This is a genomic window from Rhizobium sp. BK418 (assembly GCF_004341105.1).
In the GTDB taxonomy this organism is placed as follows: domain Bacteria; phylum Pseudomonadota; class Alphaproteobacteria; order Rhizobiales; family Rhizobiaceae; genus Rhizobium.
In genome coordinates, this window is record NZ_SLZK01000002.1 from 606,151 (window position 1) to 627,430 (window position 21,280).

A 21,280-nucleotide genomic window follows, 5' to 3' on the forward strand; every position below is an offset into this window, starting at 1 on the left:
GCTGCTCCGGTCAGGCCGGAGGAAGAGAAAATGTACGGTGGATGTGGCGCGTGCCGCACTTTTTGAGCGCGTCGCTTTCCCGCTGAATGAGCAGATTATCAGGCCTATCAAGGTTGCGCGCAAGCAAAATACGTAAGCAATGCTGACCTATTTTAAAAATCGCAAGAAATATGCGTTCAGACGGTTTTGCGCGTAAGGAACAGAATACCGGAAACTGGTTTGCCGCCATCTTTGCGAATGGTAGTTTTGACGATTTCACGAATTTCGAGGCCGTGAGCTGCCGCAAGCCCTTTCACATAGATCTCGGAATGGGCGTAGCGCAGCGACGGCGCCAGATGGAAGCTGTTTCCTTCACCGCCATCTTCCACTGAAAACGCGAAATCGGCGCCAGGCGCGGCGAGCGCATCGAGGATCGCGAAGACACTTTCGAGATTGCCGAGATACATCAGCACGTCGGCAGCCGTCACGAGGTCGGCGCGGTGCCGTTCGCCGTCCGCCAAAACGCCGGAGGCCTCGGGCGATAGCGACAAGTCCGCCTGCGCCAGATGATCATAAACATGCTTTTCGGCAGCCTTTGCCAGCATGTTCTGCGAAAGATCGAACCCTTCGAGCCGCGCGACCCGAGAACGGATCTCGGGGCCTAGCAGACCTGTGCCGCAACCGAGGTCGACGGCGCGCTGGTAGTGCCGGCCAGTCGAAGCAACGAGTGCGGCAAGCTTCTGGGGGACGGAATAGTCCAGCTTTTCGACGAGAGAGGTCTCGAAGCGATCGGCATAATCATCGAAGAGACGCTCGACATAGCGGCTGGACGGCTGGTTTGGCGTCTCGGCATCGCCGAGCAGGACGAGCTTCAGGCCCGCTCCAAAGATATCCTCGGGGTCGAGCTCAAGCGTGCGGCGATAGGCATCGACGGCAGCGTTCACCTTGCCCGCCTTTTCGCGATAGGTGGCGAGGCGATACCAGCCTGCCGCCCAAGCAGGCACGAGTTCCAGCGCCTGTTCCATCAGTTCGGCGGCCGCTTCCGCTTCGCCGCCTTCATCGAGCATTTTCGCATAATCGGCACGGCGGTCGGCGATGACATCGCCGGAGGAAAGCTGGCTTGGTTGCATGATCAGGCCCTGTGATTTGCCGGCATTTGGCGGCGGCCACAAAAAAACTCAAGTCCTATCTCAGAGGCGGTACTGTCTTGGCGGAAAAGGCTTGCGGGCGAATCGCCGCGACCGTATCTCAAGGCAAACAGGAGATGGCGCATGTCCGATCAGGTGAACAGGTTTCTCGGCGATTCCATTGGCCGCACGATCATCAAGCTCTTGGTGGTGTCGCTGATCGTCGGCTTCGTCATGGCCATCTTCGGGCTTACCCCCTGGGAGCTCATCTATAACGTCCGCGATTTCGTGCTCCACCTGTGGCGGCAAGGCTTCGCGGCGCTTGGACGCGTCGGCGACTACCTGCTTCTCGGCGCCACGATCGTCATCCCGATCTTCATCATCATCCGTCTTTTCAGCTATCGAAAATAACATGGCTTCAATCATCCTTTCGCGTCGCGGCCTGCTGCAGCTTTCAGGTCTCGCGGTAGTGGCCGGCATCGCCGGCTGCACGACCACCCCGAAATTTGCAACTACCCCGTCCGATGCCGTCGACGAGACAGCGTCAGCGCTGCCCCTCGTCAATCAGCTTCGCGCCAAGAACGGCCTGCCGGCGCTCAGCGCCGATCCACACGCCAGTGCGGCCGCCATCTTCCAGGCCAAGCGCATGGCAAGCGCCGGCAAGATGGCACATCTGATGGGCATGACCGACAGTTTCGGCACCCGCGTGAAGGCGAGCGGTGTTGCCCTGCCGGCCGCCGAAAACATCGCGTCCGGCCAGCAAAGCGTCGATGCGGTCGTCACCGCCTGGATCAATTCCCCCCACCATCTGGAAAATATGCTCGGACGCTATAGCGGTATCGGCGTTGCCGTTGCACATAATACGTCTTCGAAGAATCTGCCCTATTGGGCGATGGTGCTTTCCAGCTGAGGCGATTCTGCCTCGGTCATCATGAGGCAAATATGGATACCGGCAGCAACAGAAATACATTGGCATTCGACGTAACGCACCGGCTCGTGCTGTCGATTGCCATTCCCATGACGCTCGGCTTCATGACCACGCCGCTGCTCGGCATCACCAACACCGCCGTCGTCGGCCATATGGGCGATCCCGAGGCGCTGGCGGGGCTGGCGATCGGCGCCATGCTGTTCGATCTCATCATGGGCAGCTTCAACTTCCTGCGTGCTTCTACCACCGGGCTGACGGCACAAGCGCTTGGGCGACGCGATCAGCATGAACAGCAGGCGGTCTTCTGGCGCGCGATCGTTTCCGCGCTCGGCTCCGGTCTGGCGCTGCTCATCCTGTCACCGCTCTTGATCTTCATCGGACTGAAGCTGATGGGCGCGGAAGGCCGGATTGCCGAGGCAACCAGCACCTATTTCTCGATCCGCATTCTCGCCGCGCCGGCCGCGCTTGCCAACTACGCGCTTCTCGGTTTCGTGCTCGGTCGAGGACAGGGGCGGACGGGGCTGCTGCTGCAGGCGCTGATCAACGGGATCAACATCCTGCTTTCCATCTATCTCGGCCTGTCGCTCGACTGGGGTGTCTCGGGTGTCGCCTGGGGCACGATGGCAGGTGAAACGGCCGGCGCGATCGTCGGCCTTTTCATCGTGCTGCGCAGTTTCGACAGGGCACACCAGCCGAACCGGATGGAGGTGTTTTCACGGAACAAGCTCGCCGAACTCTTCGCGCTGAACCGCGACATCCTGATCCGCACCTTCGTGCTGATCGGCTCCTTTGCGATCATGACCCGCATCGGCACGAGCTTCGGCGCCATCACGCTCGCGGCCAACGCCGTCTTGATGAACTTCTTCCTGCTGTCTGGCTATTATCTCGACGGTCTAGCCAATGCTGCCGAACAGATCACCGGCCGGGCGATCGGCGCGCAATACCGACCGGCCTTCGATCGAGGCTTGAGGCTCACGACCCTTTGGTCCTTCGGGCTGGCGGCGATCATCTCCGCCTTCTTCTATTTCGCCGGCCCTGCACTTATTTCCGGGCTGACCAGTTCGCCGGAAGTACAAGCAGCGGCAGAAACCTATCTGCCCTGGGCAGCAGTGACGGGGCTGACAGGAGCGCTTGCGTTCTTAATGGATGGCGTCTTCATCGGTGCGACATGGTCCGTCGACATGCGCAACCGCATGCTGATGTCTTTTGCAGGCTATCTTGCCATGCTTGCCGTCTTCGTGCCGCTCTTCGGCAATCACGGCCTGTGGCTGGCGATGAACGCCTTCCTGCTGTTTCGCGGTTTCTTCCTGGTGGTGCTGATCAAACCGCGGGCGGCTCAGACATTCCGTGCTGCCCAGTAATCCACGCTGATATCCCTGATATCCCGGATCGAGGCAACCTTCTCGCGATCAAGCAACTTCGACAGGCCGCGTACGATCGCGCCGGGAAGGCCCGGCCCTTCGTAGACCATGCACGAATAGAGCTGCACGAGATCGGCTCCCGCCCTGACCTTTTCCAGCGCCGTTTCGGCCGAGGAGACGCCGCCGACGCCGATAATCGGCAGGGCCGGACCGACGCGCTTGCGCATCTTGGCTAGCACGGTCGTGGACTTTTCGAACAGCGGCGCGCCCGAAAGGCCACCGGCCTCCTTCGCCTGGGCCTGATCCCTCAGTCCGTCGCGCGAAAGCGTCGTATTGGAAACGATCAGGCCATCGAGAGCATGCGAGAGCGCCTCGGCGGCGATGTCATCCATGCCCTCTTCGGTGAGATCGGGTGCTATCTTCAGGAAAACCGGGATCTTTCGGCCGGCCTTCTCGGCTTCCTCATCGCGCGCGGTCAGCACTGCCGACAGCAGTGCGGCCAGGCTTTCGCGCGCCTGCAGATCGCGCAGGCCCGGCGTGTTGGGCGAGGAAATATTGGCGGTGAAATAGCGGGCGACGGAATAGAAACGGCGGATGCCGGCGACGTAATCGGCGATGCGATCCTCGCTATCCTTGTTGGCGCCGATATTGACGCCGACGATGCCGGCGCGGCCGATCTGCGAGAGGCGGCGGAAGGCTGCTTCGTGGCCTTCATTGTTGAAACCGAGCCGATTGATGACGCCTTCATCCTCCACCAGGCGGAAGATGCGCGGGCGCGGATTGCCGGGCTGCGGCTTCGGCGTAACAGTGCCGATTTCGGTGAAGCCGAAGCCGAGCTTCAGCAGCGCCTCGGGCACTTCGGCATTCTTATCGTAGCCAGCAGCCATGCCGAGCGGATTGGGGAAGTCGATGTCAGCAACGGTCTGGCGCAGGCGCGGATCCGGCGCAAGGCGGCAGGCGGGCACGACGCCCGACTTCAGCGCTGCAATCGACATGCCATGTGCGGTTTCGGGATCGACGAGGAAGAGGCCGCGGCGGGCGATGCGCTTGAAGGGATCGATCACGGTGCGAGCTCCGGGAAGATATGGACGCCGGCATCGTCGAGCGGCAACTCTGTCTCCCAGAGCACGGCCGAAAGCGGCAGGTCGGCATAAAGATGCGGGAAGAGCGCGCCGCCGCGCGAGGGTTCGAAGACGAGCTTATCGCCGAAATTGCGACCATCGACAGCAACGAGGACAAGGCCGGTCTGGCCGGCAAAATGCAGGGCCGCGGTCTGCTTGACCTGATCTGCTGTCGAGAAATGGATGAAGCCGTCCTTCTGGTCGATGCCGGCGCCATGAAAAACGCCGGTTTGTCTGGCTTCCTGCCAGAGCGCCTCCGGCACGATCTTGTAAAGGGTCGGTGTCGCGGTCATGATGATCCCGTTGGCTGGCCTTCCATGAGGAGGGCTTTGCCCCAAAGAGACGGCGATGTCCACGCCTCGGGGCGCAAAAACGGACAGGCGCAACGCTTTGCGGAGGATGAGACGATGAAGGCATTTGCAATCCTGCTTGCCGCCGGTCTTCTGCCGCTCGCGGCATTGGCGGCAGAACCAGACGCGGCACGTTTCCAGCTCGAACGCAGCGGCGACCACTTCGTGCGCCTCGACCGGCAGACGGGGGCGATGTCGCTCTGCATGGAAAAGGACGGCGCTCTGGTCTGCCGTATGGCGGCCGACGAACGCGCTGTCTACGAGGATGAACTCGACCGGCTTGCCGACCGTGTCAGCGCGCTGGAAAAGAATGCGGCCGCCCGTCCCGCCTTGCCGACGGATGCGGAGGTCGACCGCTCGATTGGCATCATGGAACGGATGATGCGCAGTTTCATGGGAATTGTGCGGGAATTCCAGGCGGAAGACGAAGCCAATCCCCTTCCGCAGCGGAGTTGATCTGGTTATATTCATATAAGTAGAGGGTCATGTTCGTGCAGGGGAGCCGGGCAGGACTGACGGGATCGAGCTCTTGGGAGGGAGTTTTCGATGCAACAAACCATCATCATTGCCGACGACCATCCGCTTTTCCGCGACGCGCTGCGCCAAGCGGTGCTCGGTATGGAAGGCCGGCAGGCAATCGTCGAGGCCGGAGATTTTGCTGCGGCAAGAACGGCAGCGGGTGAGAACCCGGATGCCGACCTCATGCTGCTCGACCTTGCCATGCCGGGTGTCAGCGGCTTTTCGGGGCTGATGGCCCTGCGCTCGGAATTCATCAGCCTGCCGATCGTCATCATCTCGGCGACCGACGATACGTCAACGGTCCGCCGGGCGCTGGAACTTGGCGCCTCCGGCTTCATCTCGAAGTCCTCGGGTATCGAGGATATCCGCCGCAGCATTCAGACGGTGCTGGCGGGCGGCATTGCCATGCCGGAGAGCTATCGTGGCGGACAGGAACAGGACCCTGATGTCGCCGACCTCATCCACCGGCTGCATACGCTGACACCGCAGCAAAGCCGGGTGCTGACGATGCTCGGCGAAGGACTGCTGAACAAGCAGATCGCCTATGAGCTCGGCGTTTCCGAAGCGACGATCAAGGCGCATGTCTCGGCGATCCTCCTGAAGCTCGACGTCGACAGTCGCACGCAGGCGGTCATCCAGCTCGGCAAGATCAACATGGCTATGGTCGCCTGAGGCTGCCTATCAGCAGGACAGGATTTTATTCCTCATTTGCGCTTTACTCGGGGAAATGCCTCGGTTAATCTGCCGGCGATAGAAAGCGGCCGGATGGACCGCGGGACCGGACGCATATGCTGTCACATGACCAGATCTGGGGAGCGATCGACAGGCTTGCCGAACGGCATGACCTGACGCCGTCGGGTCTTGCGCGGCGGGCCGGGCTCGATCCAACCTCTTTCAACAAGTCCAAGCGGCTCTCGGTGGACGGACGCCTGCGCTGGCCTTCGACGGAATCGATTGCCAAGGTGCTAGAGGCAACGGGCGCGAGCATGGAGCAGTTTCTCGGCTTCATGCGGCCGGCAGGTGCTGCCGCCGCCAGCCTGCCGGATAGTATTTTTGCCTCACAGGGAAGCTCCATTCCCCTGCTCGGTTTTGCGCAGGCAGGCGCCGGCGGCTTTTTCGACGACGGTGGCTTTCCCGCGGGGCAAGGCTGGGATGTGGTGGAATTTCCGGCCGGCCCCTCGCAGAAGGCCGGCGTCTATGCGCTCGAAGTGCAGGGCGAGAGCATGATGCCGCTCTATCGCGACGGCGATGTGCTGATCGTGGAGCCCGGTGCGCAGGTGCGCCGCAACGATCGTGTCGTCGTCAAGACGCGCGAGGGTGAAGTCATGGCCAAGGTGCTCCTGCGCCAGAGCCCGCGCTCCATCGAATTGCTGTCGCTCAATCCCGAACATCCTAACCGAACGGTCGAGCTCTCCGACGTCGAATGGATTGCCCGAATCATCTGGGCCAGCCAATAGGAAAATAATCATGCGCCCTGCAGCCTTCGTCACAGGTATCGCGGGGATAGCGGCGGTGATCGGCCTGCTTTTGGCGGGGCAAGCGCGGCTCGATGGAGGCGGCGAAGCAGCCCCTGATGCGGACAGCGTGGCCGCGGCGCTGCCCGATGCAAATACCGACGCGGCAAAACCGCCGGCAACTCTGACGGATGAGGATGCGGCGCTGATCGCCCGGGCAACGGAGCCAGCGCCGGCCGGGCCGGCAGCTACTCCGTCCAGGAACGCGGCCGGGGCTTCCCCCCGAAATGCGCCAGCGGATAGAGCAGCACAAAAAACTCCTGCGCCGACTGAACCGCAGCAAGCCACATCAGACGGAAAGGACAGCGTGGAGTTGCTGCGGCCGACGGTGGAGAGCGCCGGAATCCTCTCCTTCGGCAAACGCAGACTTCAAATTGCCAATGTCGTCGAGACGCCCGTGGACAAAAGCTGCGGCTCGGAAGGCAGGCAATGGCCGTGTGGCATGATGGCAAAGACGGCATTGCGGCTTTATCTGCGTAACCGCACGATCGATTGTAATCTTCCTTCGGATGCGTGGGAGGACATGGCGAGTGCGTCCTGCCGACTGGGGCAGCAGGATATCGGCGCCTGGCTCGTGGACAATGGCTGGGCGGAGGCTCAGCCCGGCTCGCCGCTTGCTGCCGCAGGAGAAAAGGCAAAACAGGCAAAACAGGGCATTCATGGCGAAGATCCGCGCCGCAGACCGGCGGCTGCACCACGACCGCAGTCCAATGATCCGTTATAATGGTGATCCCTTGTAGTGACCGTCCTTCGGGTTGGCCGAAACGGGCTGCCTGATCGAGCCGCCATCGGACTCCGTTTGAGTCAACAGAATGCTTCAATCCGACCAAGAAAGGCTCTAATCTCCGCTCATCGAAGAGGGAATCAGACATGAACAAGCCGCTTTCCGCCCACGACGCGCTGATCTACGTGATGGTGATGGCATCCGCCGTCGACAGCACTATGAACGACCGGGAAATGGAAAGGATCGGCCAGCTCATCGGCTTCCTGCCGGTGTTCCGCGATTTCGACGACGACAATCTGATTTCCGTCGCCCGCGACTGCGCCTCGCTGCTGGCCGGTCCGGAGGGGCTGGATGTGGTGCTGGAGACGGTGCGTGACACGCTGCCTGCCCGGCTCTACGACACGGCCTATGCGCTGGCGGTCGAAGTCGCCTCGGCCGATCTTTCCGTCAAAGCTGAAGAATTGCGCCTGCTCAGCCTGCTGCGCGACCGTCTCGGTCTCGACAAGCTGACCTGTGCTGCCATCGAGCGCAGCGCGATCGCCCGCTTCCGCAAGGGCTGAGGTTTCGGGATTTCGGACGCAACGCGGCTACGCACTTTTGCTGGAATTGCTTTTCTGCACGCAATTCCGGAGGCAAAACCGCTGCACACTTTTGCTGGAATTGCTTTTCTGCACGCAATTCCGGACGCAAAACCGCTACGCACTTTTGCTGGAATTGCTTTAATAGAGCCCGTAAGGGAAATAACGCAGATAGATTTCCTGCAGGCGGCCATTGCGCGAGAGTGTTGCCAGCGCGTGGTCGATCGCCGCCGTCAGCACGCTGTCGTTCTGGCGCAGCATGATCGTCATTCCCTCGCCGAGGAAATGTTCTGACGTGTAGGGACCGTCGAACAAGGCACAGCATTTGTCCGATGCGGGCGAAGCGACCCAGAACGAAAGCTGCAGCGCATCGGCAAAAGCGGCATCGACCTTGCGTTCCTTCAAGGCCGCCAGCAGCGCTTCCCTGTTGTCGAAGGGCTGTACCTTGATAGCGGGGAAGAAGGCGGAAAGCATCGCCTCATGCACCGTATCCTTGACGACGCCGACGGAATGGCCGGCGAGCCCGGCAGCCGTCGTCCCTTTCACAGAGGCGGCGGTGTTGCGCACGAAGCGGGCCGGCAGCATCAGATAGGGACGGGAGAAGAGGAATTCGCGGCGCAGCTCCGGCGTGACGGCAATACCGGCAATGACGGCATCGCCCTGTGAGCCGGCGAGCGCCTTTTGCAGGTCGGCAAAGGGCAGCGCCTGGATCTGGCACTTGTCGGCAATCTCCAGCTCGGCACAGATCTCGCGGGCGAGATCGACGTTGAAGCCCGCAAGCTTTCCTGTCTGATCGGTGAAATTGAAGGGCGGGAAATCCACCGAGGTCAGGAAGCGCAGGCGCACGAGCGAGGACAGATCAGGCTTTGCCAGGCGCTCGCGGGAATCGAAAAGCAGCGGCACGGACGAACCCGCCTGCTGTGCAAAAACAGGAAACGCCGAAAACAATACGATCGAAACCAGGCAAAGGATGAAAACCCGTCCGGAAGCCAGAAACGCCGGTTTAGATTGCACCATTATGCCCTGCCTAGAGATCGCGCGCGAGCTTGCCGCTCAGTCGAGATGTAACAGAATCAACGCCATCGGGGAATATGGCCAAGCCGCGTCGCAAGCCCCGAGAGACGCGAAAGGAAAGCCGCGACCTTCAAAGCGGACTCTTCAAGCGCAAGACCCTATGCAAATTACCCGGACATTCAGCACAGATTGTATTTTCGCAGTCTTTACGGGGATAGCAGCGGGACCCCCGAAAACTAATAGGAATCGCACGCACCGTTAGCGCGGAATTAAGCAATATCCCATCTTACTTGTGGCGACGACATCGGCCCCTCCTGCCGACCGCATGATGCGCATGTCGAACCTCTTAAGGTATCCCCGCCAGCGCAATACCGAAGAATCGTTCCGCAACAATTGATTTCCAAGCACCGGGTACGCATCACGCCCGGCCAATCGGGTGACTTTTCCATGCTGAAACATCTGAAAATCCGTACAAAGATCATATCGGTCGTCGCGCTTCTAGGAGTGATCGCGATGGGCGGACTGGTTTACATCATCTCCGAATTCCGCGGTGCAGATGCAACCTACAGCGCCTTCATCGATCATGAAGCCGTCGCTGCGATGCAGGGTTCGCGCGCCAGCGCCTCGGTTGTCTCCTCGGTGCTGCAGGCGAGCATGCTCGCCAATATCAAAGCGGATACCCCGGCCTTCGCAACGGCGATTTCGACGCCGAGCAAGCTGCCGCAGGCTCGCGACCGGCTGAAGCAGGCGCTCGACCTGGTACCGAGCCGCAAAGCTGCAATCGACGAAATCCTGGCAGGTATCGATGAGCTCGAAAGCCTTTCCAACAAGGCTGTCGAACAGGCGAAAGCCAAGGACAGCGCTGCCGTCCAGCAAACCATCACGCAGATGAACGCCAAGCTGAACGTTCTGACGCCGAAGATGACGGCCAATAACGATGCGATGATGAGCATGGTCAACGATGGCGGCGACGCGCTTTCGGCGACTGTCAACGGCCGTATCGGCCTTTGCTTCGCCCTGATCGGCCTCGCCGTCGTCGGCGCCATCGGCCTCAGTGTCGTCATCTCCCAGATCGGCATCACCACCCCCATGGCCAAGCTGCGCGATCGTATGACCGGCCTGGCGGAGGGCGATACGGACAGCGAAATCGCCGGGCTCGACCGCCGCGACGAAGTTGGCAAGATGGCAGAAGCCGTCGCGGTCTTCCGCGACAATGCGATCGAACGCCGCCAGCTCGAAGCCCGTGCCGAAGCCGACCGCAGCCTCAGCGACAACGAGCGCCGCGAACGCGAAGCACAGAAGGCTGCGGAAGCCGCCGATCTCGAACGTGCCGTCACTGCCCTCGGCGAAGGGCTGCGCCGGCTTGCCTCCGGCGACCTCGTCGCACGCATCGAATCGCCCTTCGTCGCGCATCTCGATGCGCTGCGCCAGGACTTCAACAACTCTGTCGAGAAGCTCAACGAGACCATGAACATGGTCGGCTCCAACGCCCGTGCGATCAGCGCCGGCGCCAACGAGATCCGTTCATCTGCCGACGAGCTTTCGAAACGCACCGAGCAGCAGGCCGCTTCGGTCGAAGAAACGGCTGCAGCTCTCGAAGAAATCACCACGACGGTGAAGGACGCAGCAAAGCGTGCCGAAGAGGCAAGCCAGCTCGTCGCTCGTACCCGTCTCGGTGCGGAACGGTCCGGCGAGATCGTCCGCAAGGCGGTTTCGGCCATGCAGCAGATCGAGCAGTCCTCGGTCGAAATCGGCAATATCATCGGCGTCATCGACGATATCGCCTTCCAGACCAATCTCTTGGCTCTGAACGCCGGTGTCGAGGCTGCGCGCGCCGGTGAAGCCGGCAAGGGCTTTGCCGTCGTCGCACAGGAAGTGCGCGAGCTTGCCCAGCGCTCGGCAAACGCCGCCAAGGAGATCAAGGCGCTGATCACCACTTCGGGCACGCATGTGCAGACCGGCGTCTCGCTGGTCGGCGAAACCGGCAAGGCGCTTGATGCGATCGTCCACGAGGTGCAGGAAATCAACCAGCACGTCCATGCGATCGCCGAAGCGTCCCGCGAACAGTCGACCGGCCTGCAGGAAATCAATACCGCCGTCAACACCATGGATCAGGGCACGCAGCAGAACGCTGCCATGGTCGAGGAATCCACCGCTGCAAGCCATAGCCTTGCCACGGAAGCGACGGCCCTCAACAACCTGCTCGGCCAGTTCCGCCTCACGGGCACCGGCGGCTTCGTCGCGGCCGCCCCGATCTCGACGGCATCGGCTGCACCGCGCACGGCCGCACGACCGGCAGCGAGAGCTCCGGTGCGTGTTGCCGAGAGCACCGCGCGCCCGGCCGCTTCCCCTGCCCGCGCGCTTGGCCAGAAGATCGCCAGCGCCTTCGGCATGAACGGCAGCGCTGCCCCGGCCGCCAGCCAGGAGGCTGACTGGACGGAGTTCTGAGCCGGAGACACGATTGAATGACAGATGGGCGGCTTCGGCCACCCATTTCTGTTTCGTTATTCTTAAGCCGGCGGACGCCAGCCGACCTCGACGAGAATATTGCCGGGGGCGGTGCAATAGAACAACCAGCCGCCACGAATGGCAGCCGGCGGTCCCGAGACGACCGCATTGTCTGCCGCCAGCCGGCCATGAAGCCGGTCGACATCGGATCTTTCGGCGAGGATGAAGCCGAGATGATAGGTCTGCCGCTGTAACTCGACCTGATCGACACCGCCGAACTTCGGCAGCGGGCGGCTCAAGACGATCTCGGTGCCGTGATCGTCGTGAAGGATCGCCCGACCGATCCGCTCGTTCATCTCCTGTTGTGACAGGGAGAAATAACGCAGGAAGAAATCGGCCGTGGCGGCGATATCAGGCACGTAAAAATCAAGATGGTTCAAACGCATGATTGTCTCCTTTGAGAGTAAAATCCCGGAGGAGTGCGTCTTCTAACGCTCCGCATGCCGCCGGGACGCCGCACTCGCATGCGGGCCACGTCGCGGGTTCTCGTGTGAAACACGGAGCAGAGCTTCCGATAATGGAAGGGACCGGGCTTACCTCATCCGGTCCTGCCTTTTTCGACAGTGCCGCTCTAGCAGATCGCGCCACGAGCGGCAACCAGATCAATCGAGTGGCATCCTGACGCCGGCAGCTTTTACAGAAGGTTCGTGGCGAGATCAGATCGAAGTGATCGCCTCCGTTTCCATCGTGAGCTTTCCGCGATTTGGGGTACAATGACACCTGCAGCGGAAGGAAAGGCTCCGGACATGAAACTTATTGCACTTGGCCTCATCGGTGCGCTTGGGCTCGCCGGCTGCACGGCTGTCGAATATACCGGCCCGGGCATCGAGCCCATCCCCGGCAGCATCACCTATAATGGCCAGCCGCGCACAAAACTCACGAAATCGCCTGTTGGATCGACTTTCCCGCACAATTTCATCGATCAGTACGGCCGCCAGGTCGAGGAGACCTACATCATCCGCCCGGATCGCACCCTGGCGATCGCTCACCGCCGGTATCGGCCGATCAATATTTTCGGAAGAGATTGACGAGGGCAGCTGGAGCGGGTGAAGGGAATCGAACCCTCGTATTCAGCTTGGGAAGCTGCTGCTCTACCATTGAGCTACACCCGCCGACCGATTGAGACTTCCAACAGATGGCCGCCGCTGTCAAGTCGCAGCATCACCGCAGATCAGATGCGGAAATGCTTCGAGAGCTTGAGGCCCTGGGCCTGATAGTTGGAGCCGAGGCCTGAGCCATAGAGGCTCGAGGGCTGCTCCTGCATGTGTTCGTAGATCAGGCGGCCGACGATCTGGCCATCTTCCAGGATAAACGGCACTTCGTGGCTGCGCACTTCCAGCACCGCGCGGCTGCCGCGCCCGCCGGCCGGCGCATGGCCGAAGCCCGGATCGAAGAAGCCGGCATAATGGACGCGGAATTCGCCGACGAGCGGATCGAAGGGTGTCATTTCTGCCGCGTAGTCAGGGGGAACGTGCACGGCCTCGCGCGAGACAAGGATATAGAACTCATCCGGATCGAGGATCAGCTCGTTGCGGCCACGGCTATAGAGCGGCTCCCAGAAATCGAAAATATCGTGCTGCGCCTTCTTGTCGACATCGACGACAGCCGTGTGGTGCTTGCCGCGATAGCCGATCAGGCCGTCCTTGTCGCCCGTCAGGTCGATCGACAGCGCGATGCCGCCGCCGGAGATGTTCGGCTGCTTGGCGGCGACCAGTGTTTCCGTCTCATGCAGCTTCAGAAGATCAGGCTCGCTCAGCACCGGATGGCCGACACGGAAACGGATCTGCGACAGGCGCGAGCCGCGACGCACGACGATGGGGAAGGTCCGCGGGCTGATTTCGAGGTAGAGCGGGCCGGAATAGCCTGACGGAATCTTGTCGAATTCCTGCGCATAGTCGGTGATGACGCGGGTGAAGATATCGAGACGGCCGGTCGAGCTCTTCGGATTGGCCGAGGCCGACATGTCGGCCGGCAGATCGAGGTGCTCGATCAGCGGCACGATATAGACGCAGCCGGTTTCCAGTACTGCGCCTTCGGAGAGGTCGATGACGTGCAGGCTCAGCCGATCCAACTTGTCGGAGACAAGATGGGATGGGCCGGGCATGAAGCTGGCGCGCACACGAAAAGCCTTGGCACCCAACCGCAGATCCAGACTTGCGGGCTGAATCTGATCACGATCAAGCTCGCGCTCGCTTTTGAGACGCCCCGTTTCAAACAGCGCGGCAATTGCGCGGTCGGCCAGAATTCCAGTTTCGCGAGCCATCATGCCCCATCCATAATCTGCCGCCGACAAAACCAAAGTCGGGGAATTGACGCAAGCACAGAACGGCAGTATTGCAAATTTATCCCGTGGTGATTTGGCCGGTCGGCTTGCAGCCACGTTAAACAAGTGGCTAAAAGGACCGGGTATGAAACCGGTCTGCTTTTGCGGCCGGTTTTTTTGTTGTTTGAAAGTGGTGATGGCATGAGCAAGACCTGGCGCCCTGCAACCCAACTCGTCCACGGCGGTACGCTGCGCTCGCAATATGGCGAGACTTCGGAGGCAATCTATCTCACGCAGGGTTTCGTCTACGATACGTCCGAAGCGGCAGAAGCGCGCTTCAAAGGCGAGACGGATGGCTTCATCTACGCGCGCTACGGCAGCCCCACCAATGATATGTTCGAAAAGCGCATGTGCATGCTGGAAGGTGCGGAAGACGCCCGCGCCACGGCCTCCGGCATGGCCGCCGTTACCGCCGCCATCCTCTGCCAGCTGAAGGCCGGCGATCATATCGTTGCCGCGCGCGCCCTCTTCGGCTCCTGCCGCTGGGTGGTCGAGACGCTGGCGCCGAAATATGGTATCGACTGCACGCTGATCGACGGGCGCTATCTCGAGAACTGGGAAAAGGCTGTTACACCGAAGACCAAGGTGTTCTTCCTGGAAAGCCCGACCAACCCGACGCTGGAAGTGGTCGATATTGCCGGTGTCGCCAAGCTCGCCAACCAGATCGGCGCCAAGGTGGTCGTCGACAACGTCTTCGCAACGCCGCTCTTCCAGAAGCCGCTGGAACTCGGCGCCCATATTGTCGTCTATTCCGCCACCAAGCATATCGACGGCCAGGGCCGCTGCCTCGGCGGCGTCGTGCTCTCCGACAAGGAATGGATCGACGAGAACCTGCACGACTATTTCCGTCATACCGGCCCGGCCATGTCGCCCTTCAACGCCTGGACGCTGCTGAAGGGCATCGAAACGCTGCCGCTGCGCGTCAAGCAGCAGACGCAGAATGCCGCAAAGATCGCCGACTTCCTCGCCGATCAGGGCAAGGTCGCCAAGGTCATCTATCCCGGCCGCAAGGACCATCCGCAGGCCGATATCATCGCCAAGCAGATGTCGGGCGGCTCGACGCTCGTCTGCTTCGAACTGAAGGGCGGCAAGGACGCGGCGTTTGCGCTGCAGAACGCGCTCGAGATCGTCAAGATCTCCAACAATCTCGGCGACTCCAAGAGCCTCATCACGCATCCGGCCACAACCACGCACAAGAACCTGACGGACGAGGCGCGCGCCGAACTCGGTATTTCGCCGGGCACGGTACGCCTTTCGGCCGGCATCGAAGATACGGATGATCTGATTGAAGATTTTGCCCGCGCTCTGGCCAAAGTTTCGGCCTGATCCTCAAGGCACGGCTGCAGAACAAACGCTGCAGCCGCGACATTTGCCTTGAAATTAACACTGAGAGTTAGGCTTAATGAACGAAAGCCCGCCCAATCGGGGATGGCAAGGCCGAGATTACTGTACCGTTTCTTGACGCACGAGGCCCGTTATAAGATACGAGTAATGTATCCTGACTAAGGTGTAAGGCATGTATCGCGCTCTCACACGAGATATCGAAGTCGTTGTCGAACCCTTTTATCTGGAGGAGCAATCCGATCCGGACGACGATCGTTACGTCTGGGGCTACCGCGTCGTGATCAGCAACAATTCCGAAATCGCCGTGCGCCTCGTCAACCGCTACTGGAATATCACCGATCAGAACGGGCAGATCGACGAGGTGAGCGGCCCCGGCGTCGTCGGCGAACAGCCGCGGCTGCAGCCGGGCGATACCTATGAATATTCATCGGGCTGTCCGCTGGATACGCCATCCGGCCTCATGTTCGGCCACTATCAGATGGAGACGGACGAAGGCGAGATGTTCGATGTCGACATACCCGCCTTCTCCTTGGATTCACCCGGCCTGCTCAGAGTGCTGAACTAATCCTGTCCACCTACTCCGCCGGTGCCAGTTCATGCACCGGGAAGCGGTACGTCGTCGAGCAGAATTCGCAGGTCACCGAGATCTCGCCATTTTCCTGGCTCGCCTCGATTTCCTCGGCGCTAAAACCCTTCAGCACGCCGCCGATCTTTTCCCGCGAACAACTGCAACGATCGAAGACCGCGCGCGGTTCGTAGACGCGCACGCCGCGCTCGTGGAAGAGGCGGAAGAGCAGGCGCTCGGTACCGACGAGCGGATCGGTAAGCTCATCGGCATCGACGGTCTCGACGAGCGAGCGAGCTTCCATCCAGGCATCATCCTCGACATGGGCGCGCGCTGCGGTGTCGCCGTCGCCGCCATGGAGATCGGGCTGGCGCATGCGCTCCGGCGCTTCCGGCAGGAACTGGGCAACAAGACCGCCGGCCCGCCAGCGGTGACGCGGCTTGCCGTTCTCGTCGCGGTCGAAGAGTTCGGCAGCGGCAAGGCGAACCCGCGTCGGGATCTGCTCCGACTGGCGGAAGTAGACGCCGGCAATGTCTTCCAGCGAGGCGCCATCCAGCGCTACGATGCCCTGATAGGGCTGGCTGAACTTACCCTGGTCGATGGTGAAGGCGAGGACGCCCTTGCCAAGAAGTTGTTCCGGCTCGGTCTCGCCCGAAGCGACTGCCTTGTCGAGCAGGGCCTGGTCGAAACGGGCATAGGCGCGGACATTTTCCGGCGTCGAGAAATCGCAGACCAGAAGATCGACGGGGCCGTCGCTTTTCGTCTGGACGGTGAACTTGCCTTCGAATTTCAGCGAGGTGCCAAGCAGCACCGTGAGCACCACCACTTCCGCCAGAAGGCGGGCGACGGGGGCGGGATAACGATGCCGCTCAAGAATCGCGTCCAGCATCGGGCCGAGCTGGACGGCGCGACCGCGCACATCAAGCCCTTCCACCTGAAAAGGGACGACATGATCATCGCCGGCGAAATCGAACTCGCCGAGAGCGGCTGCAGCTTCTGCCATGGCTTTCACTCCTATTTTATAGGAGCAGCCGACTAGCGCGCCGGCCGCTCGCGCAGCCGCGAGTTTGGGACTCGCGACATCCGATTATGGTTCAGATCGCGCCCAGGCACCAAGCAAGAATCGACTTCTGCGCATGAAGACGGTTTTCCGCCTCATCGAAGACCACGGATTGCGGGCCATCGATCACCTCGTCCGTCACTTCCTCACCGCGATGAGCGGGAAGGCAATGCATGAACAATGCGTCTTTGCCGGCCTGCGCCATCAAATGCGCGTTGACCTGATAGGGCTGGAAGACATTGTGACCGCGGGCCCGATGTTCCTGATTCATGGAGACCCAGGTATCGGTCACCACGCAATCGACGCCGGCGACCGCACGGTCGGCATCATGGCATAGCATGATTTCGGCGCCCTCATTGCGGGCCCAGTTCAGATAGTGATCCTTGGGCTCGGAACCAAGGGGTACAGCCATGTTCATGCGATAGCCGAAACGAGCAGCCCCTTCGACGAGGGAATGCAGTACGTTGTTGCCGTCTCCGGTCCAGGCGATCGTCTTGCCCTTGATCGGGCCGCGATGCTCTTCGAAGGTCATGATATCGGCCATGATCTGGCAAGGGTGCGTGTCGTCCGTCAGCGCGTTGATGACGGGAACGGTCGCATGTTCGGCGAGCTCCAGCATGCGGCTGTGCTCGGTCGTGCGGATCATGATCGCATCGACATAGCGCGACAGCACCTTGGCCGTATCACCGATCGTCTCGGCGCGGCCGAGCTGCATTTCGGTGCCCGAGAGGAACAGCGTCTCACCGCCGAGCTGGCGCATGCCGACATCGAAGGACACGCGGGTTCGGGTCGACGGCTTCTCGAAGATCATGGCCAGCATCTTGCCGGCGAGCGGCTTGTCGGCGGCACCCGCCTTGAACGCCTGCTTTCGCACCTTCGCATCGTCCATGATGGTTCTGAGATCGGATGCGGTGACTGCGGAGAGATCGAGGAAGTGTTTGGGGGAAGCCATTGTTCGTTACCTGCTACGCCCGCCAGCGGGCGGGGCATTGTCCTTTCAAGCGGTCTTCTTGACCTTGGCGGCACGGATGCTTTCGGCGGCACGCTCGAGACGGGCAATGCCCTCGCGCGCCTCTTCGGCGGTTACGACCAGCGGCGGCAGCAGACGGATGACATTGTCGCCGGCGGGGATGGCCAGAAGATGGGCTGCGCGGATCTCCTTCAGGAGCTCAGCCGAGGGAATGGCAGCCTTGACGCCGAGCAGCAGGCCTTCGCCCCTGATATCCTCGATCACATCGGGATAACGATCCTTGAGCGAGGCGAGGCCCTGACGGAAGACGAGGGTGACATCGCGGACATGCTGCAGGAAACCATCGGCCAGGATGACATCCAGAACCGCGTTGCCGACAGCCATGGCCAGCGGGTTGCCGCCATAGGTGGAACCATGCGTGCCGGCCTTCATGCCAGAGGCGGCCTCTGCCGTCGCCAGGCACGCACCGAGCGGGAAACCGCCGCCGATGCCCTTGGCAACCGCCATGATATCGGGCGTGATGCCAGACCACTCATAGGCGAAGAGCTTGCCGGTACGGCCGACGCCGGTCTGAACCTCGTCGAGAATGAGGAGCAGGCCGTGTTCATCGCAGATCTGGCGGAGCGCCCTCATGAATTCAGGCGTCACCGGGCGGACACCGCCCTCGCCCTGTACGGGCTCTATAAGGATGCCGGCCGTCTTGTCGGAAATCGCGGCGCGCACGGCCTCGATATCGCCGAAGGGAACCCGATCGAAGCCGGGGGTCTTCGGGCCGAAACCTTCGAGATATTTCTCCTGGCCGCCGGCGGCGATGGTCGCCAGCGTGCGGCCGTGGAAGGCGCCTTCGAAGGTGATAATGTGGAAACGTTCGGGATGTCCCTTGGAGAACTGGTAGCGGCGCGCCGTCTTGATGGCGCATTCCAGAGCCTCGGCACCGGAATTGGTGAAGAACACCTTGTCGGCGAAAGTGGCATCCGTCAGCCGCTTGGCAAGCTTCTCCTGACCAGGCACTTCATAGACATTCGACAGGTGCCAGACCTTGTCGGCCTGATCCTTGAGAGCAGCCACGACATGCGGGTTGCCGTGACCGACTGACGTGACAGCGACGCCTGCGCCAAAATCGAGATATCGTTCGCCGGTTTCGGTGATCAGCCAGACGCCCTCACCTCGCTCGAACCGCAACGGGGCACGAGAATAGGTATCATAAAGCGGCGAGGCTTCAGCCATGGCGCGAACTCCTGCAACAGGTTATGAGACAACGGACTCCGGCTAACAAAACCAGGCCCGAAAAATCAAAAATGCCGCCTTTCGGCGGCCGAGAGCACTATTTACTTTTCGCACTGCAATGTCAACAAAACTGAGGATTTAGCGCATGCGTCAAGCAGGCAATCGGCTTTACAGGTCTATCAACAGCTAATGTTGCAGAAATGACTCGCTCGGGAAGCAAGTTGGGGAAAACTACGAATTCGGATTCATCCGATTCCTGCGACTCTTGTCACAGAGTCAGGCTCACACTAGGTTAAAGTTCAATTACTAGACTGCATGCGGCGGAACTAGTCACCTAAATTTATCAGGCGTTTCTTGCTTCGGAAGCTTCCGAGGCAACGGTGAGGGATTCTGCCATCACCAACGCAAAGGCGGAGACAGGGCATGAACTGGACAGACGAGCGTGTCGAGAAGCTCAAGAAGCTTTGGTCGGAGGGGTTGAGCGCCAGCCAGATCGCTGCGCAGCTTGGCGGGGTGAGTAGAAACGCTGTTATCGGCAAGGTTCACCGGCTCAGTCTTCCCGGCCGCGCCAAGGCCGGCGGTACGGCAACCACGGCGCGTGCGCCGAAGCGCAATACCTCGGCACCGCGCGCTCCGAACTATACATCTCGCATCGCCACCCGCACCGTGACGCGCCAGCAGGGCGCAACGATGCTGAAGGAAGAGATCGAGATCGAAACCGTCGAGGAGATGGACTACGTGCCGGCCGCAAACGTGGTCGTGCCGATCTCCCGTCGCCTCGGACTGACGGAGCTGACAGAGCGCACCTGCAAGTGGCCGGTCGGCGACCCGCTGAAGGACGACTTCTACTTCTGCGGCTGCGACTCCCCGGATTCATCGCCCTACTGCAACTATCATGCGCGCCTCGCCTATCAGCCGGTCAGCGAACGCCGCAAGGCTGTCCGGGTCGCCTGATCGGCGACCTCCAACAGACCAAACGTACCGTCACCCCTCCTCGCCGATGCGCGGAGGGGTGATTTTTTTAGCCGGCACAGGAGCGCGGGAAAACGGCTCCCGGCCACGGTCGTTCGAAGGCCGAGCTCTGCCGGCCTTCCACCATGCCTGACAATGCGAACTTATGTGGCCAACATCACCGATGCGTTTCAGCCTCGACCGGCATGGAACGGTCGTCATGGCGCTGTAGCGCGATTTTCTGATCCAGATGCGGTATTCTCGTCGAGTAGCACGGCGCAAACAGTCGCTCAGGGGTGCCAATGGAGATCGATCCGAAGCGCATGACAATGGGATTCGTCGGGACGGGCACGATTACAGAGGCCGTCGTCACCGGATTGGGCAAGACAGCGTTTCGCGACACACCGATCGTGCTGTCACCGCGTAACGCAGGCGTCGCCGCCCGTCTCGCGGCGGCAAACGAGAATGTGTCGATCGCTTTAAGCAATCAGGATGTCCTCGACCGCTCCGATCTCGCGTTTTTGGCCGTGAGGCCGCAAATTGCCGAGGAGGTCGTCCGCTCGCTCCGATTTCGGCCGGGCCACCATGTCATCAGCTTTGTCGCGGCCACGCCAATGGATCAACTGCTGGCGTGGATCGATCCACCGGTTCGCCTAAGCCTGGCAATTCCACTTCCGTTCGTCGCAGATCTTCAGGGGGCGACTGCGATCTACCCGCCCGACGAAGTTTCCCACGCCCTCTTTTCGGCGCTCGGAACGGCGATCCAGGTTGAAAACAAACTTGAGTTCGAACTTCTCGCGGTGGCGAGCTGCCTGATGGCCAGCTATTTCGGCATCCTTGAGGCGACGTCGACCTGGCTGCAGAGCCAGGGGCTTTCGGGACCGTCTGGCGACGCCTACCTCCGTCAATTGTTTTCCGGCCTCGCCCATGCCGCCCGTTCAAAACCTATGGCGAGTTTCGACGAGCTCATCGGTGAGCATTCGACCAAGGGCGGATTGAATGAACAGGTGCTCGAAGACTTTCGCGCGTTCGGCGGCATGGCGGCTCTGCAAAAGGCTCTTGATCGAATTCTTGCGCGCATCCGCCTGTAAAAGCAGGTTCTTTCGAGGCTCGCTTC

Annotated in this window: 23 protein-coding genes, 1 tRNA gene and 1 riboswitch; of the genes, 14 read left to right on the forward strand and 10 right to left on the reverse strand. The window is 61.1% G+C overall.

Going from position 1 to position 21,280, the window contains the following annotated elements; genetic code table 11:
* Positions 1 to 176: 176 nt before the first annotated feature.
* Complete coding sequence (locus EV281_RS08980; protein ID WP_132652742.1) at positions 177 to 1,109, reverse strand: methyltransferase; 933 nt, start codon at positions 1,107 to 1,109, stop codon at positions 177 to 179.
* Positions 1,110 to 1,250: 141 nt separating this feature from the next.
* Here EV281_RS08980 and EV281_RS08985 point away from each other — a divergent pair, with 141 nt between their 5' ends.
* From EV281_RS08985 to EV281_RS08995, 3 genes are read left to right on the forward strand one after another with little or no spacing between them, the layout of a single operon-like run.
* On the forward strand, positions 1,251 to 1,517 hold the full coding sequence (locus EV281_RS08985; RefSeq protein ID WP_132652743.1) for a DUF6460 domain-containing protein: 267 nt from the start codon (positions 1,251 to 1,253) through the stop codon (positions 1,515 to 1,517).
* A 1-nt stretch (position 1,518) separates the two neighbouring features.
* Complete coding sequence (locus EV281_RS08990; protein WP_132652744.1) at positions 1,519 to 2,016, forward strand: CAP domain-containing protein; 498 nt, start codon at positions 1,519 to 1,521, stop codon at positions 2,014 to 2,016.
* A gap of 32 nt (positions 2,017 to 2,048) precedes the next feature.
* Positions 2,049 to 3,395, forward strand: a complete 1,347-nt coding sequence (locus EV281_RS08995; RefSeq protein WP_132652745.1) for an MATE family efflux transporter — start codon at positions 2,049 to 2,051, stop codon at positions 3,393 to 3,395.
* Here EV281_RS08995 and EV281_RS09000 read toward each other — a convergent pair.
* Both EV281_RS09000 and EV281_RS09005 read right to left on the reverse strand, forming a co-directional pair.
* Positions 3,371 to 4,459: a quinone-dependent dihydroorotate dehydrogenase gene (locus EV281_RS09000; protein ID WP_132652746.1), complete on the reverse strand. Its 1,089-nt coding sequence runs from the start codon at positions 4,457 to 4,459 to the stop codon at positions 3,371 to 3,373. The two genes, EV281_RS08995 and EV281_RS09000, sit on opposite strands and share 25 nt — an antisense overlap.
* On the reverse strand, positions 4,456 to 4,809 hold the full coding sequence (locus tag EV281_RS09005; RefSeq protein ID WP_132652747.1) for a DUF952 domain-containing protein: 354 nt from the start codon (positions 4,807 to 4,809) through the stop codon (positions 4,456 to 4,458). Before EV281_RS09005 ends, EV281_RS09000 begins: the two co-directional genes overlap by 4 nt.
* Positions 4,810 to 4,923: 114 nt before the next feature.
* On the opposite strand from EV281_RS09005, the gene EV281_RS09010 reads away from it, so the two are divergent.
* The 5 genes from EV281_RS09010 (at position 4,924) to EV281_RS09030 (ending at position 8,183) form a co-directional block, all read left to right on the forward strand.
* Positions 4,924 to 5,322, forward strand: coding sequence for a hypothetical protein (locus EV281_RS09010; RefSeq protein WP_132652748.1), 399 nt, complete (start codon positions 4,924 to 4,926; stop codon positions 5,320 to 5,322).
* 90 nt (positions 5,323 to 5,412) lie between these two features.
* The gene (locus EV281_RS09015; protein WP_132652749.1) at positions 5,413 to 6,057 is read left to right on the forward strand and encodes a response regulator transcription factor; all 645 of its coding nucleotides are present in this window, start codon (positions 5,413 to 5,415) and stop codon (positions 6,055 to 6,057) included.
* Between the two features lie 116 nt (positions 6,058 to 6,173).
* Positions 6,174 to 6,842 (forward strand): helix-turn-helix transcriptional regulator, encoded by a 669-nt coding sequence (locus EV281_RS09020; protein WP_132652750.1) that lies wholly within the window; start codon positions 6,174 to 6,176, stop codon positions 6,840 to 6,842.
* A gap of 10 nt (positions 6,843 to 6,852) precedes the next feature.
* A complete protein-coding gene (locus EV281_RS09025) occupies positions 6,853 to 7,623 on the forward strand; it encodes a thermonuclease family protein (RefSeq protein ID WP_132652751.1) in 771 nt (256 codons plus the stop codon).
* A 146-nt stretch (positions 7,624 to 7,769) separates the two neighbouring features.
* Positions 7,770 to 8,183, forward strand: a complete 414-nt coding sequence (locus tag EV281_RS09030; RefSeq protein ID WP_132652752.1) for a tellurite resistance TerB family protein — start codon at positions 7,770 to 7,772, stop codon at positions 8,181 to 8,183.
* A 159-nt stretch (positions 8,184 to 8,342) separates the two neighbouring features.
* Here the strand turns inward: EV281_RS09030 and EV281_RS09035 are convergent, their stop codons facing one another.
* Positions 8,343 to 9,218 (reverse strand): transporter substrate-binding domain-containing protein, encoded by an 876-nt coding sequence (locus EV281_RS09035; RefSeq protein WP_132652753.1) that lies wholly within the window; start codon positions 9,216 to 9,218, stop codon positions 8,343 to 8,345.
* Positions 9,219 to 9,662: 444 nt separating this feature from the next.
* Here EV281_RS09035 and EV281_RS09040 point away from each other — a divergent pair, with 444 nt between their 5' ends.
* Entirely contained in the window at positions 9,663 to 11,663 is a 2,001-nt protein-coding gene (locus EV281_RS09040; protein ID WP_132652754.1) for a methyl-accepting chemotaxis protein, read from the forward strand.
* A 62-nt stretch (positions 11,664 to 11,725) separates the two neighbouring features.
* Here EV281_RS09040 and EV281_RS09045 read toward each other — a convergent pair whose 3' ends face one another.
* A complete protein-coding gene (locus tag EV281_RS09045) occupies positions 11,726 to 12,109 on the reverse strand; it encodes a VOC family protein (RefSeq protein ID WP_132652755.1) in 384 nt (127 codons plus the stop codon).
* Between the two features lie 360 nt (positions 12,110 to 12,469).
* Here EV281_RS09045 and EV281_RS09050 point away from each other — a divergent pair, with 360 nt between their 5' ends.
* Positions 12,470 to 12,751 (forward strand): hypothetical protein, encoded by a 282-nt coding sequence (locus EV281_RS09050; RefSeq protein ID WP_132652756.1) that lies wholly within the window; start codon positions 12,470 to 12,472, stop codon positions 12,749 to 12,751.
* A gap of 10 nt (positions 12,752 to 12,761) precedes the next feature.
* Here the strand turns inward: EV281_RS09050 and EV281_RS09055 are convergent.
* Both EV281_RS09055 and EV281_RS09060 read right to left on the reverse strand, forming a co-directional pair.
* Positions 12,762 to 12,835: transfer RNA gene (locus EV281_RS09055), tRNA-Gly, on the reverse strand.
* Positions 12,836 to 12,894: 59 nt separating this feature from the next.
* On the reverse strand, positions 12,895 to 13,989 hold the full coding sequence (locus EV281_RS09060) for a 2'-deoxycytidine 5'-triphosphate deaminase (RefSeq protein ID WP_165911862.1): 1,095 nt from the start codon (positions 13,987 to 13,989) through the stop codon (positions 12,895 to 12,897).
* Between the two features lie 73 nt (positions 13,990 to 14,062).
* Positions 14,063 to 14,141, forward strand: a riboswitch (SAM riboswitch).
* A 46-nt stretch (positions 14,142 to 14,187) separates the two neighbouring features.
* Here EV281_RS09060 and EV281_RS09065 point away from each other — a divergent pair.
* Positions 14,188 to 15,372, forward strand: coding sequence for an O-succinylhomoserine sulfhydrylase (locus tag EV281_RS09065; protein ID WP_132652757.1), 1,185 nt, complete (start codon positions 14,188 to 14,190; stop codon positions 15,370 to 15,372).
* Positions 15,373 to 15,562: 190 nt separating this feature from the next.
* Entirely contained in the window at positions 15,563 to 15,955 is a 393-nt protein-coding gene (apaG, locus tag EV281_RS09070; protein ID WP_132652758.1) for a Co2+/Mg2+ efflux protein ApaG, read from the forward strand.
* Positions 15,956 to 15,965: 10 nt separating this feature from the next.
* On the opposite strand, the gene EV281_RS09075 is transcribed toward apaG, so the two are convergent.
* The 3 genes from EV281_RS09075 to EV281_RS09085 all read right to left on the reverse strand — a co-directional run bounded on the left by EV281_RS09075 (position 15,966) and on the right by EV281_RS09085 (position 19,212).
* Positions 15,966 to 16,958, reverse strand: coding sequence for an Hsp33 family molecular chaperone (locus EV281_RS09075; protein WP_132652759.1), 993 nt, complete (start codon positions 16,956 to 16,958; stop codon positions 15,966 to 15,968).
* A gap of 91 nt (positions 16,959 to 17,049) precedes the next feature.
* Positions 17,050 to 17,967 (reverse strand): ornithine carbamoyltransferase, encoded by a 918-nt coding sequence (argF, locus tag EV281_RS09080; RefSeq protein WP_132652760.1) that lies wholly within the window; start codon positions 17,965 to 17,967, stop codon positions 17,050 to 17,052.
* Positions 17,968 to 18,012: 45 nt separating this feature from the next.
* Positions 18,013 to 19,212: an aspartate aminotransferase family protein gene (locus EV281_RS09085; RefSeq protein WP_132652761.1), complete on the reverse strand. Its 1,200-nt coding sequence runs from the start codon at positions 19,210 to 19,212 to the stop codon at positions 18,013 to 18,015.
* Between the two features lie 423 nt (positions 19,213 to 19,635).
* Between EV281_RS09085 and EV281_RS09090 the strand changes: the two genes are divergently transcribed.
* Positions 19,636 to 20,166 carry a GcrA family cell cycle regulator gene (locus tag EV281_RS09090; RefSeq protein WP_132652762.1) on the forward strand — a complete coding sequence of 177 codons (531 nt, stop codon included), beginning with the start codon at positions 19,636 to 19,638 and terminating at the stop codon, positions 20,164 to 20,166.
* A 299-nt stretch (positions 20,167 to 20,465) separates the two neighbouring features.
* Positions 20,466 to 21,254 (forward strand): pyrroline-5-carboxylate reductase, encoded by a 789-nt coding sequence (locus EV281_RS09095; protein WP_132652763.1) that lies wholly within the window; start codon positions 20,466 to 20,468, stop codon positions 21,252 to 21,254.
* Positions 21,255 to 21,280 lie beyond the last annotated feature (26 nt).